Source organism: Micromonospora sp. CA-263727, from assembly GCF_050942455.1.
GTDB lineage: Bacteria > Actinomycetota > Actinomycetes > Mycobacteriales > Micromonosporaceae > Micromonospora.
This window is the reverse complement of record NZ_CP192031.1, coordinates 5,384,488-5,396,485: the sequence shown is the minus strand read 5'-3', so window position 1 is coordinate 5,396,485 and position 11,998 is coordinate 5,384,488. Positions and strand designations below refer to the sequence as shown.

Below are 11,998 nucleotides of genomic sequence, written 5' to 3'. Positions count from 1 at the left end.
CAGTGGCGGCATGACCGAACCTTTGGTCGCGGCGCGCGGCACGCCCCGCAGCACCCGCGACAAAGTCACCGCCATCGTCACCGTGCCGGCGTGGTACGCGATCCTCTACCTTGCCTTCGTCGGCTGGGTCGCGTGGCAGTCCAGAACCGGCGTCGACGGATGGGAAGACCTGATCCTGTTCGCCGCCATCGCCTATGGGGCGCTCGCGTTCGTCCTGAGCAGCGCGATCGGCATCGGGATCATGGCGATCCGGGCGCGCAGCGCCAATTGGACGGCCGGCCCGGTCCTCTCCGGAACCGTCGCGGCGGCGGTCGGACTGGTCGGGTGCGCTCTGGTTCCCCTGACCATACGGCTGCTGGACGTCCTGCAGAGCACGTAGCCCAGGGCGGCAGCCGGCTAGTCCGCGCCGCCCAGGCCGATGGCGAAGGTCTCCTCCAGGTCGTGCCGGGAGTAGGCGCGGAAGGCGATGTGCGACTCGGTGTCGAGCACGCCCGGCACCTTCGAGATGCTGCCCGCGATGATCTGGGCGATCTCCTCGAACTCGCGGACCCGGACCATGGCGATCAGGTCGACGTGCCCGGCCACCGAGTAGACCTCGCTGACCCCGGGCAGGTTGGCCAGGGTCTCGGCCACCTCGGGAATCGAGTCGGTGGCGCAGTCGATCAGGACGATCGCGGTGATCACGGTGGGCTCCTCCGTTCGTCGGCGTCACTGCCCATGCTAGGGCCCGCCCTGAGGCCCGACGCGAGCACTCAGCCCGCCGGGACGGTGAGGTCGGCACCGGCGCGGATCACGTCGTGCAGGCGTTCGTCGGCGGCGACCGTGGCGCCGGGCCAGATCACGCTGCGGGTGACCTGCCCGCGTACCGTGGCGCCCGCGCCGACCACCGAGTGGTGGCAGCGGCCGGTGACGGTGGCGTCCGGGTCGACCAGGCAGCCGCCGCCGGCGGCGTGCAGGTTGGCGGCCAGGTAGTCGGCGGGGGTGCCGGTGTCGTAGAAGGTGCCCCGGTAGGGGATCACGGTCAGCCGGCCGGCGGCCTCGGCCGGCCGCCACACCGTGCGTACCAGGTCGCCGAAGACCGCGGGCAGGTCGCGGACCAGCCGCCAGGGCAGCAGAGAGAAGCCAGTGAAGACGTGCCCGTCGAAGGTGCCCGGTGCCCGCGGGTCGGGCGCGGGCTGGCCGAGCAGGCGCACCGAGTCGCCGTCCCAGCCTGCCAGCAGGGCGGCGATGTCCGGCCCGGGCGGCGTCGCCGGGTCGGCGAGGTACGCGTCGGCGTTGCCGACCAGCACCCCCCGCCCGGAGATCCAGTCCCGCAGCTTTCCCACCCCGCCCGCGGTGCCGAGCGGGCTGTCCGGTTCCACCGAGAGCTGGGCTCGCGCGCCGACCCGGTCGACGACCTGGTCGCCGAGGTAGCTGGCGTTGACGGCGACCGCCCCGGGCCCGGTCAGGCCGAGACCGGCGAGCCGGGCCAGCGCCCGGTCGAGCAGCGGCACGTTGCCCACCGGGCAGAGCGCCTTGGGCAGCCGCTCGGTCAGCGGGCGCAGCCGGGTGCCCTCGCCGGCGGCGAGCACCACCGCGCAGATCCCGCCGCCACCCGCCGCCGGCGTACGGCCGGCCGCCGCCGCAACGTCCGGGCCGGTCGGGGCGGGCCGCCTGGCCGCGTCGGTGGCGGTCACGGCGTGCCGCCGGCAGCGATGGCGTCGGCGGGGCTCACGGCGTGGTGTCGGGCAGCGGCGGCGGGAACTGCCCGGCCAGCGGACCGATGTCGTAGTAGGCGAGCAGGCGCGCGGTGGGCCAGGTCAGCCTCGGCAGGTCGTCCAGCGGGTGCCAGGCGGCCTCGAAGACCTCCGCCCCGTCGACGGTCAGCTTCGTGCTCGACGCCGGCACCTCGACGGTGAAGACCATGTCCACCCAGCCCTTGGCGTGCACGATCGCGTTGGGCACCGCCGGGGTGAGCCGGGTGGGCGCAAGCCGGATGCCCGACTCCTCGTGCAACTCCCGGGCCGCGCCCACCGCCGGGTTCTCGCCGCGTTGCAGCAGCCCGGCCGGGAGCGACCAACCCCGGCCCGGGGGCTGCCGCAGCAACAGCAGCCGGCCCGCGCCCTCGGCCTCGCTGTCCCGGACCAGGGTGACCGCGCCGACGATGTACTTCGGCACGGCCAGTCGCACCAGCCGGCGCCGGACCGGTAGCGGCAGCCGGTAGAAGACCTGGTACGCGACGGCGCGGCCGGTGCGGCGCGAGCGGGGGATCATGAGTCCAGGCTAGTGGCCGGGCGGCCGGCTCGCGTCTCGGGACCGTGGCCGGGGCGGCCGTCGTCGAGCTGCCGCGCCGGCACCCGGGTCACTGCCGGTGGTCGACCAGGTCGATGAGCTGGCGTACCACGGCGTCCGGTTCGATCACCCGGTCGAAGACCGCGACCAGCAGGGTCTCCAGGTCGGGGTAGCCGAGTTCCTCCGAGAGCCGCAGTAGCGGCAGGTCGCTGGCCAGGCCCCGGTTGTGCTGGCGCAGGGCCAGCCCGATGGTGGCCCGGCCGAGCCGGACCTTGTCGCTGATCGAGATGCCGGGCTCGCTGTGGTCGGCGAACCACCGGTTGATCTGCATCTGCGCGTGCGGCGACTTGACGAAGCCCAGCCACTCGCGACGCGGACCGCGCGGGGCGACCTCGGCGTCGAGGCTGCTCTCCTCGTCGGTCTCGGTGAAGATCTCGACCACGTCGCCCTCCTCCAGTTCGGAGGAGAGCGGTGCCAGCCGGCCGTTGATCCGCGCGGCGAGACATCGATCGCCCCGGTCGGTGCCCAGCTCGTAGGCCAGGTCGACCGGCGTGCCACCGGCCGGCAGCACGATCTGCCGTCCCTCGGCGACCACCTGGATCTGCGTCTCGGCCAGGTCGGAGCGGAGCGACTGGAGGAACTGCGCCGGGTCGGCCGCGTCCTGTTCCCAGTCGAGCACCCGGCGCAGCCAGTCGAGCTGCTCGGCGCGGGCCCCGTCCGAGCGCGGGAAGCGGAAGTCGGCGGCCACGCCGTACTCGGCCGAGCGGTGCATCTCCTCGGTGCGGATCAGCACCTCCACGGTGCGGTTCTTCGGGCCGCAGACGCTGGTGTGCAGGGACCGGTAGAGGTTGTTCTTGGGCGAGGCGATGAAGTCCTTGAACCGGCCGGGGACCGGCCGCCACAGCCCGTGGATCGCACCGAGCGCCGCGTAGCAGTCGGTGGCCGGGCCGTCCACCACGATGGTGATGCGGGGCAGGTCGTACGGCACGGTGTGGCCGCCGGCGACGGTGTCCTTCCAGATCGAGTAGAGGTGCCGGGAACGCGGCGCCACCTCGGCGTCGACCCGGCCGCGGCGCAGCGCCACCCGGGCCTGGGCGACCACGTCGGCGAGGTAGCCGTCCCACCCCGGGCGGTCGTGCACGTGCCGGGCGATCCGGGCGTGCTCGTCCGGCTCCAGGTGCAGCAGCACCACGTCGTCCAGCTCACGCTTGAGGGTCTGGATGCCCAGCCGGTCGCAGAGAGGCACCAGCACCTCCTGCGTCTTGCGGGCGATTCGCTCCCGGGAGGCCGCCGAGCGCACGCCCAGGGTGCGCATGTTGTGCAGCCGGTCGGCGAGCTTGATGATCAGAACCCGGACGTCCTTGCCGGCCGCGATGATCATCTTGCGGATGGTCTCCGCCTCGGCGGCCTGGCCGTAGAACGCCTTGTCGAACTTGGTCACCCCGTCGACCAGGTGGGACACCTCGTGGCCGAAGTCCTCGGCCAGGGCCTGCAACGTGTAGCGGGTGTCCTCCACCGTGTCGTGCAGCAGGGCCGCCACCAGGGTGGTGGTGTCCATGCCCAGGTCGGCGCAGATCTCGGCGACCGCGAGCGGGTGCGTGATGTACGGCTCGCCACTCTTGCGGAACTGGCCGCGGTGCATGTTCTCCGCGATGGTGTACGCCCGGCGCAGCACCGCGGGATCGGCGCCGGTGTGGATGCCCCGGTGAGTGCGGACCAGTTGGCCGACCGGTTCGGTCTCGGCGGTGGGCCAGGTCAGCAGCGATCGGAGTCGGCGGGTCAGCGGCAGCTCGCCCGGCTGTGTCGGGAGCGCGCCCCCCAGGGCGCCGCCGCGTCCGGCGTCGACGTCCACCTGGGACACCCCCTCACCCCCGCCCCCTCACCGCCGGAACTCCGGCAAGCGGGAGCAGACCCTCGAATCGGGCAGGACTGCACTTCCTTAACAGAGTAAGTGAGTCGACGTAGTCCGATCGGACACTTGCTCATGAGCGTTCGGACCAGAGTTGGTGAGATGCGGCACTTTCGGCCTTGTTGAGAAGGTCGCGGAACCGGGCCGCGCCGGCCACCGGCGAGGCCCATCCGCCGGACATCTCCACCAGCCGCGTCTCCGGTCGCTCCAACCAGGACAGGATCCGCTCCGACTCCTCGGGGCTGGCGGCCGGCACCGGACCGTGGCCGGCCGGCACCGTCTCGGCGGTGGCCCGGATGGTGGCCAGCGTCGGTCGAGGATGGACTCCCGCCGGAGAGACACCGGCCCCGGCCAGCCGGCCGTGCCGCACCAGCGCCAGCTCCCAGCCGCCGCCGGGGGCCGGTCGGGCGGCGGCCAACTCGGCGATCGTGCTCAGCGCGGCGAGGCGCTGCATGCGTACGGTCGCCCGCAGCAGGGCGGCCAGCCGGGACCGCAGCACGGCGGCCTCCTCGTACCGCTGGCCGGCCGAGAGCGCCTCGATCCGGGCGAGCAGGGCGTCCACCACCGCCTGCGGGTCGCCGGTGGTGGCGGTGGCGAAGGGCGTCACCGCGCGGGCGTCGTACTCCTCGGGGGTGATCCGGTGCTCGCAGGGCGCCGGGCAGCGACCCAGCTCGGCCAGGGCGCAGGCCGGCGTGACGGTGCGGAGCGACAGCCGGTGGGTGCACTGGCGCAGCGGCACCGCGTCGTGGAAACCGGCGGCGGCCAGCTCCGCGGCCCGCCGGGAGGTGAACGGGCCGAGGTAGGCGCGGTCACCGGGAGCGATCTCCCGGACCACCGACAACCGGGGGTACGGTCCGTCGGTCAGCTTCAGCCAGAGCACCCGCTCGGGAAACTTCGACCGCCGGTTGTACGGCGGCGCGTGCGCCCCGATCAGCCGTAGCTCGCGAACCTCCGCCTCCAGCGAGTGGGCGCACTCGACCGCCTCGACCCGCTCGGCGGCGGCCAGCATCTCCGAGATCCGGGCACGCTTCTCGGCGGCCGTGAAGTAGCTGCGTACCCGGGTGGCGATGTCCCGCGAGGTGCCGACGTACAACGGGCGGTCGTCGGCGGCGCGGAAGATGTAGACCCCGGGCGAGCGCGGCAGGCCGTCGGCCAGGTGCCGCTTGCGCCGCTGGGTCGGGGTGACCGCCCGGGAGAACTCGATCGCGTCGCCGATGCTGTCGACCCGGTGCCCGCCGAGCCGGCCGATCAGCCCGTGCAGCACGTCGACGGTGGCCCGGGCGTCGTCCAGCGCCCGGTGGGTCGGCTGGGTGGCGGCCCGGAAATAGGCGGCCAGGGTGCCGAGCTTCCGGTTGGGCACCTCGTCGCGCAGCAGCACCCGCCGGGCCAGCGCGGCGGTGTCCAGCACCTTCGGGTTCGGCCAGCGGTAGCCGTGCTTCGCGCAGGCCGCCTTCAGGAAACCGACGTCGTACGGGGCGTTGTGGGCGACCAGCACGGCCTCCGAGACGAACTCCAGGAAGCTCGGCAGCACCTGCTCGATCGGCGGCGCCGGCAGCAGCATCGCCTGGGTGATGCCGGTCAGCACGGTGATGAAGGGCGGGATCGGCTCCCCGGGATTGACCAGGGTGGCGAGCACCCCCAGCTCCTCGCCGCCGCGTACCTTGACCGCGCCGATCTCGGTGATGCCGCCACCGTCGGGAGCGCCGCCGGTCGTCTCCAGGTCGACCACCACGAACGTCGTCGCGTACAGCGGCAGGGCCGGGTCGATGCCGTCGGTGGCCGGGTCGAGCCCGGCCAGGGCCGGTTGGAGGTACTCCTGCTGTGCCATCGGCGGCACGCTAGCGCTCCGGTCCGACACTCGTGCCCCACCGGCCCCACGCGTCACCACCGGTCTAGGATGAGAGATCGGCTCACTCACCGGGCGGTGGGCCCGGTCGCGGTGGGAGACTTGCCACATGCCCCTCACCGAGCCGCACGACGACAGCCTCCCGCAGGAGGAGCAGGTCGTCGCCGTGCCGGTGGCCGGTGAGGACGACACCATCGGTGACCTCGCGGCACCCGGGGAGCCGCCGGAGCCGGAGCCGAGTCTGCCCGAGGCGGTGCGGCAACGGATCGTCTCGCTCACCGCCGCGGTGCTGCCCGGCCTGCCCGCCGACGAGGTGCCCGTGCCGCTGCGCCGGGTCGCCAAGTTCGCCCCCAACCGGCGGGCCCGTCTCGGCGCGCCGGCGATCGCCGCCCAACTCGCCGCCGACCCGCTGTTCCGGCAGCGGGTCACCGCCCAGGTCCTGGCCGACGCCGGTGACCTGGGCACCGCCGTGGTCGAGGGGACGGCCCCCGCCGCCGCCGACCCGGTCGAGGTGGCCGCCCTGGCCTACCTGGCCCGGCCGCGCGGCTGGCGAGAGTTGATCGAGGCCAGCGGCGCGGCGGTGCGCGCCGAAGCGGACACCGCGGTGGTGGCCGAGTTGGTCCGCCAGGCCGAACAGCGGGCCGGCCGCGCCGAACACGACCGGGCGGTGGCCCGGGTCGAGGCCGACAAGCTCCGCGACGAACTCGCCCGGACCCGTGAGGAGCTGGGCCAACTGCGCGAGGAGGCGCGGCAGCTGAGCCGTACCCTGCGGGAGATCCAGGCCCGCGAGCGCAGGGCGAGCGAACTGCTCGCCACCGAGCGGGGCCGGGCCGCGCGGGCCGCCGCGGACGCGGACGCCGAGCTGCGCCGGGCCCGGGCCCGGCTGGCCGAGGCCGAGGCGGCGGCCGGCGTGGCCCGGGCCAGCGCCAAGGAGGCCCGGTCGGTCGACGACGCGCGGCTGTGGCTGCTCCTGGAGACCATCGGCCAGGCCGCCCTCGGGCTCCGTCGTGAGCTGGCCCTGGACCCGGTCGACCGGCTGCCCGCAGATTTCGTCGCGGACGCCTTCGCCGACTCCTCGGCGGCCACCCCGGCCGGCACCGCGGCCCGGGCCCGGGACACCGACGACCCGGCCCGGCTGGACCAGCTGCTCGCCCTGCCCCGGGCCCACCTGGTGGTCGACGGCTACAACGTCACCAAGCGCGGCTTCGGCGAGATGTCGCTGGAGCAGCAGCGCAAGCGGCTGATCACCGGCCTCGGCGGGATCGCCGCGCAGACCGGGGACGAGGTCACCGTGGTCTTCGACGGGGCTGAGCGGATGCACGGCCTGCCGCCCACCCCCCGGGGGGTGCGGGTGCTCTTCTCCCGCAAGGGCGAGACCGCGGACGAGCTGATCCGCCGCCTGGTCCGCGCCGAGCCGCCGGGCCGCCCGGTGGTGGTGGTCTCCTCCGACCGCGAGGTCGCCGACGGGGTACGCCGGCACGGCGCCTACCCGTTGGGGGCGGACTCGCTGCTACGTCGGCTGTCCCGCTCCTGATCGATCCGCCTCTGATCGACTCGCGCGGGAGGCGGGCGCGGCGGGCAATAGGATGAGCGCCCATGGCGACAGGAGCGGCGATATGAGGCGCATGGCGGACGAGGGGCCCGATCCCGGTCGCTGCGGCGGCGCTTCGCCGGAGCAGGACGGGGCGGCGCGGTGAGCCCGCGCGGCTGGGCCGTGCTCACCCTGGCCGGTCTCGGTGTCGCCCTGGTCGTCGCCGCCCTGGTGCTGATCCCGTGGAGTCGCCCGCCGGCGCCCCGGGCCGACCAGCTCGCCGCGCTGCGTGACCTGCCCGCCGACCAGGTGGAGCGGGCCCGGCAGTTCCGTTCCGCGCTGCGCCCCGGCGGCTGGGCGGCACTGGGCGTCGGGCTGCTGGTGGCGCTGGCGCTCGGGTTGACCCCGCTGGGCGGCCGCCTGGTCGAGCTGGCCGGGCGCCCCTTCGGCGACCACTGGATCGCGCAGGCGGTCCTCGGCGGGCTGGCCGTGGTGCTGGTCGCCGACCTGGTCACGCTGCCCCTCTCCGCCTGGCGGCACGCCGTGCTCACCCGGTACGGGCTGGCCACCAACGGCTGGGGCGGCTGGGCGGTGGACCTGCTCAAGTCGTACGCGGTCAGCGCGGTCATCGGCGCGGTGGCGCTGCTCGGCTTCTACGCGATCGTCCGGCTGGCGCCGCGCTGGTGGTGGGCGTTCGGCGCGGCCGGGGCGGCGACCCTGGTGGTGCTGCTCTCCTTCGTGCTGCCGGTGCTGGTCGAGCCGGTGTTCAACCGGTTCAGCCCGATGCCGCCAGGGCCGCTGCGGACCCAGCTGATGGAGCTGGCCGAACGGGACGGCGTACCGGTGCGCGACGTGCTGGTCGCCGACGCCTCCCGGCGCACCCGGGCGGTGAACGGCTACGTCTCGGGCCTCGGCCCGACCCGGCGGGTGGTGGTGTACGACACCCTGCTGCGCGAGGCGACACCGGCCGAGGTGACCGCCGTGGTGGCCCACGAACTCGGCCACGCCAGGGACCGGGACGTGCCGATCGGCACGCTCACCGGCGCGCTCGGCGCCGCGGCCGCCGTGGTGGCGCTCTACCTGATCGGCTCCTGGCCGCCGCTGCTGCGGCTGGCCGGCGTCGACTCGGTCGCCCAACCCCGCGCGTTCCCGCTGCTGCTCGCCCTGGTCACGGTGGCCGGGCTGGTCTTCGCGCCGGTGCAGGCGTTGATGTCGCGGCGGGTCGAGGCGCGCGCCGACGCGCACGCGCTGGCGCTGACCGGTGACCCGGCCGCCTTCGAGGCGATGCAGCGTCGGCTCTCCGCGGTCAACCTCTCCGACCCCGACCCGCCCCGCTGGGAGTACCTCTACTCCGCCTCCCATCCGTCCACCGTGGAGCGGATCGCCGCCGCCCGCGCGTACGCCCGAAAGGCCAGTTCATGAGCGAGCGCCGCGAGCGGATCGTCAGGTGCGGTGCGGTGCTGCCTCAGGACGGCGCGGAGCCAGGCGGAGCGCCGGCATGAGCCGCACGTTGCTGGTCACGAACGACTTCCCGCCCCGGCCGGGCGGCATCCAGTCGTTCGTGCACAACCTCGCGGTACGTCAGCCGGCCGGCTCGGTGGTGGTCTACGCGTCGAGCTGGTCCGGTGCCGACAAGTTCGACGCCGACCAGCCGTTCGAGGTGGTGCGGGAGCGGACCAGGATGCTGCTGCCCACCCCGCTGGTGGCCCGCCGCGCCGCCCGGCTGGCCCGGGCGTACGACTGCGACACGGTCTGGTTCGGCGCGGCGGCCCCGCTCGGCCTGCTCGCCGCGGGCCTGCGCCGGCGGGCCGGGGTGCGCCGGGTGGTCGCCCTCACCCACGGGCACGAGGTGGGCTGGGCGGCGCTGCCGGTGGCCCGGGGCGCGCTGCGGCGCATCGGCCGGGGCGCGGACGTGGTCACCTACCTGGGGGAGTACACCCGCATCCGGCTGGCGCGGGCCCTGGACGGGTTGACCGAGCTGCGTCGGCTCGCCCCCGGCGTGGACACCGACGTCTACCACCCGACCGTCGACGGCAGCGCGGTGCGGCACCGGCTGGGGCTGGCCGACCGGCCGGTGGTGGTCTGCGTCTCCCGTCTGGTGCCCCGCAAGGGACAGGACATGCTGATCCGGGCCATGCCGCTGATCCGCCGCCGGGTGCCGGACGCCGCGCTGCTGGTGGTCGGTGGCGGGCCGTACCGGGCCACGCTGGCCCGGCTGGCCCGCCAGGCCGGCGTCGAGCGGGACGTGGTCTTCACCGGCTCGGTGCCGGCGGCCGAGCTGCCCGCCCACTATGCGGCCGGCGACGTCTACGCGATGCCCTGCCGCACCCGCAACCGGGGACTGGACGTCGAAGGGCTCGGCATCGTCTACCTGGAGGCGTCGGCGACCGGCCTGCCGGTGGTGGCCGGCGACTCCGGCGGCGCCCCCGACGCGGTGCGCGAGGGCGAGACCGGGTACGTGGTGGACGGGACCGACCTGCTCCAGCTCACCGACCGGGTGGCGACCCTGCTCGCCGACCGGGACCTGGCCCGGCAACTTGGCTCGGCCGGCCGCGCCTGGGTGGAGCGGGAGTGGCGCTGGGAGACCCAGGCCCACCGCCTGGCCACCCTGCTCGCCGGCTGACCCCCCGCCGGCCGCCGGCCCCGACGTTAATAGGGGGCCCCTGCTATACACCAGGCGTTAACAGGGGGCCCTTCCTTACACGGTCAGCGGATGCGGGCGAGGATGTGGTCGGGGGAGGCGGGGCGGCCGAAGTGCCAGCCCTGGCCGGCGTCGCAGCCGATCGCCCGCAGCCGTTCGGCCTGCCCGTCGGTCTCCACCCCCTCGGCGGTCACCGTCAGGTCCAGGGCGTGCGCGAGCGAGACCAGCGAGGCGAGGATCCGCTCGTCGGCGCGGGCCTCCGGGGCGCGTAGCCCGCGGACGAACTCCCCGGCCACCTTCAGCTCGGTCACCGGCAGGTCCCGCAGGTAGGCCAGGTTGCTGTAGCCGGTGCCGAAGTCATCGATGGCGATGCGTACGCCCAGGTCGGCCAGGGCCCGCAGGGCGCGTACCGGCTCCTCGGCGGTGGTCATCATGGTGCTCTCGGTGATCTCCAGCTGGAGCCGGTTCGGTGGCAGGCCGGTACGCCGCAGCAGGGCGCGTATCTCCTGCACCAGGCCGGGCCGGCGGACCTGGCGTACCGCCAGGTTGACGCTGACGTACGGCGGCTCGCCCGTGGCGGCCGTCCAGCCGACCGCCTCGCGGCACGCCTCGGCCAGCACCCAGCCACCGAGGGGCACGATCAGCCCGGTCTCCTCGGCCAGCCCGATGAAGCTGTCCGGCCGCAGCACACCCAGCTGCGGATGGCGCCAGCGCACCAGCGCCTCGACGCCGAGCAGCGAGCCGTCGTGCAGCGACGTCAACGGCTGGTAGTCGAGGTAGAACTCGCCGCGTTCCAGGCCCACCGGGATCGCCGCGCTGAGCGCCTGGCGGGCCTGTTCCCGGCCGTCGCGCTCGGCGTCGTACAACGCCCACCGGGCGCCCCCGGCGGTCTTGGCCCAGTGCAGCGTGCTGCCCGCGGCCCGCATCAGGTCGTCCGGTGAGGTGCCGGCGACCCGCCGCTCGACGATGCCGACGCTGGCGGTGACCGTCACGTCGTGCCCTTCGACCACCACCGGCTCGGAGAGGGCGGCCAGCGCGGCCTCGGCGACGGCCACCACGTCCCCGGTGCCGGTGGAACGCTCGACGAGGATGACGAACGCGTCCCCGCCCAGCCGGGCCACCAGATGGGGCTCGACGGCCCGGCGCAGCCGCCCCGCCGCCGCGACCAGCGCCCGATCGCCGATCTGGTGGCCGTAGGAGTCGTTGACCCGCTTGAACCGGTCCACGTCGAGGAAGCACAGGCCGACCCGACGGCCACCGCTGGTGGGCCCGTTCACCGCCGCGGCGAGGCGCTCGGCGAAGAGGGTGCGGTTGGGCAGGTCGGTGAGCGGATCGTGGGTGGCCTGGTGGCGGAACCGGGCCTCGCTGGCCCGCAGCGCCTGCTCCGCATCGGCGCGGGCGGTCAGCGCGGCCCGGCGGATCGACTCCTGCTCGTCCAACGTGCGGTCGCGCAGCGCCCGGGCGTATCCGGTGGCGACCGTGGCCAGCAGCCGGGCCATCCGGTCGGAGATGTCGTCGGCGACCAGGTCGAGGTCACGGATCAGCCGGAGCTGGATCACCTCCACGGTGCGGCCGAGCGCCTCGGCGGAGGCGATGTGCGCGGCGACCAGCTCGTCCGCGACCCGGTGCCCCACCCGCAGATCGAGCGGCTCGGATCGCAGCGCCTCGGCCAGCAGGTCGGTGAGCCGCTGCAACAGCGTCTCCAGCTGGGCGTGGGTCATCGGCAGGTAGCTGGTGCCGGTGAGCGCCTTGGCCCAGGCGCGGGCGAAGGCCCCGGCGTGGGACCCGCCCTCCGGGGGC

10 protein-coding genes are annotated in these 11,998 nt (G+C 74.7%); 4 read left to right on the top strand and 6 right to left on the bottom strand.

What is annotated here, in order from left to right:
* Nucleotides 1-10: 10 nt before the first annotated feature.
* Nucleotides 11-379 (top strand): hypothetical protein, encoded by a 369-nt coding sequence (locus tag ACQPYA_RS23500; protein ID WP_433529257.1) that lies wholly within the window; start codon nucleotides 11-13, stop codon nucleotides 377-379.
* A gap of 17 nt (nucleotides 380-396) precedes the next feature.
* Here ACQPYA_RS23500 and ACQPYA_RS23495 read toward each other — a convergent pair whose 3' ends face one another.
* The 5 genes from ACQPYA_RS23495 to ACQPYA_RS23475 form a co-directional block, all read right to left on the bottom strand.
* Nucleotides 397-684 carry an Lrp/AsnC family transcriptional regulator gene (locus ACQPYA_RS23495; RefSeq protein ID WP_433529256.1) on the bottom strand — a complete coding sequence of 96 codons (288 nt, stop codon included), beginning with the start codon at nucleotides 682-684 and terminating at the stop codon, nucleotides 397-399.
* Nucleotides 685-752: 68 nt separating this feature from the next.
* Nucleotides 753-1,583, bottom strand: a complete 831-nt coding sequence (locus ACQPYA_RS23490) for a nucleotidyltransferase family protein (RefSeq protein ID WP_433533583.1) — start codon at nucleotides 1,581-1,583, stop codon at nucleotides 753-755.
* A gap of 127 nt (nucleotides 1,584-1,710) precedes the next feature.
* Nucleotides 1,711-2,253, bottom strand: coding sequence for an NUDIX hydrolase (locus tag ACQPYA_RS23485; protein WP_433529255.1), 543 nt, complete (start codon nucleotides 2,251-2,253; stop codon nucleotides 1,711-1,713).
* An 88-nt stretch (nucleotides 2,254-2,341) separates the two neighbouring features.
* Nucleotides 2,342-4,123: a RelA/SpoT family protein gene (locus tag ACQPYA_RS23480; RefSeq protein ID WP_433533582.1), complete on the bottom strand. Its 1,782-nt coding sequence runs from the start codon at nucleotides 4,121-4,123 to the stop codon at nucleotides 2,342-2,344.
* A 130-nt stretch (nucleotides 4,124-4,253) separates the two neighbouring features.
* Complete coding sequence (locus tag ACQPYA_RS23475) at nucleotides 4,254-6,008, bottom strand: DEDD exonuclease domain-containing protein (protein ID WP_433529254.1); 1,755 nt, start codon at nucleotides 6,006-6,008, stop codon at nucleotides 4,254-4,256.
* Nucleotides 6,009-6,135: 127 nt separating this feature from the next.
* On the opposite strand from ACQPYA_RS23475, the gene ACQPYA_RS23470 reads away from it, so the two are divergent.
* The 3 genes from ACQPYA_RS23470 to ACQPYA_RS23460 all read left to right on the top strand — a co-directional run bounded on the left by ACQPYA_RS23470 (nucleotide 6,136) and on the right by ACQPYA_RS23460 (nucleotide 10,180).
* The gene (locus tag ACQPYA_RS23470; RefSeq protein WP_433529253.1) at nucleotides 6,136-7,560 is read left to right on the top strand and encodes an NYN domain-containing protein; all 1,425 of its coding nucleotides are present in this window, start codon (nucleotides 6,136-6,138) and stop codon (nucleotides 7,558-7,560) included.
* A gap of 159 nt (nucleotides 7,561-7,719) precedes the next feature.
* Nucleotides 7,720-8,979: a M48 family metallopeptidase gene (locus ACQPYA_RS23465; protein ID WP_433529252.1), complete on the top strand. Its 1,260-nt coding sequence runs from the start codon at nucleotides 7,720-7,722 to the stop codon at nucleotides 8,977-8,979.
* Nucleotides 8,980-9,055: 76 nt separating this feature from the next.
* Nucleotides 9,056-10,180 carry a glycosyltransferase family 4 protein gene (locus ACQPYA_RS23460; RefSeq protein ID WP_433529251.1) on the top strand — a complete coding sequence of 375 codons (1,125 nt, stop codon included), beginning with the start codon at nucleotides 9,056-9,058 and terminating at the stop codon, nucleotides 10,178-10,180.
* 83 nt (nucleotides 10,181-10,263) lie between these two features.
* Here ACQPYA_RS23460 and ACQPYA_RS23455 read toward each other — a convergent pair whose 3' ends face one another.
* Complete coding sequence (locus tag ACQPYA_RS23455; protein WP_433533581.1) at nucleotides 10,264-11,919, bottom strand: putative bifunctional diguanylate cyclase/phosphodiesterase; 1,656 nt, start codon at nucleotides 11,917-11,919, stop codon at nucleotides 10,264-10,266.
* Between the last annotated feature and the right edge of the window lie 79 nt (nucleotides 11,920-11,998).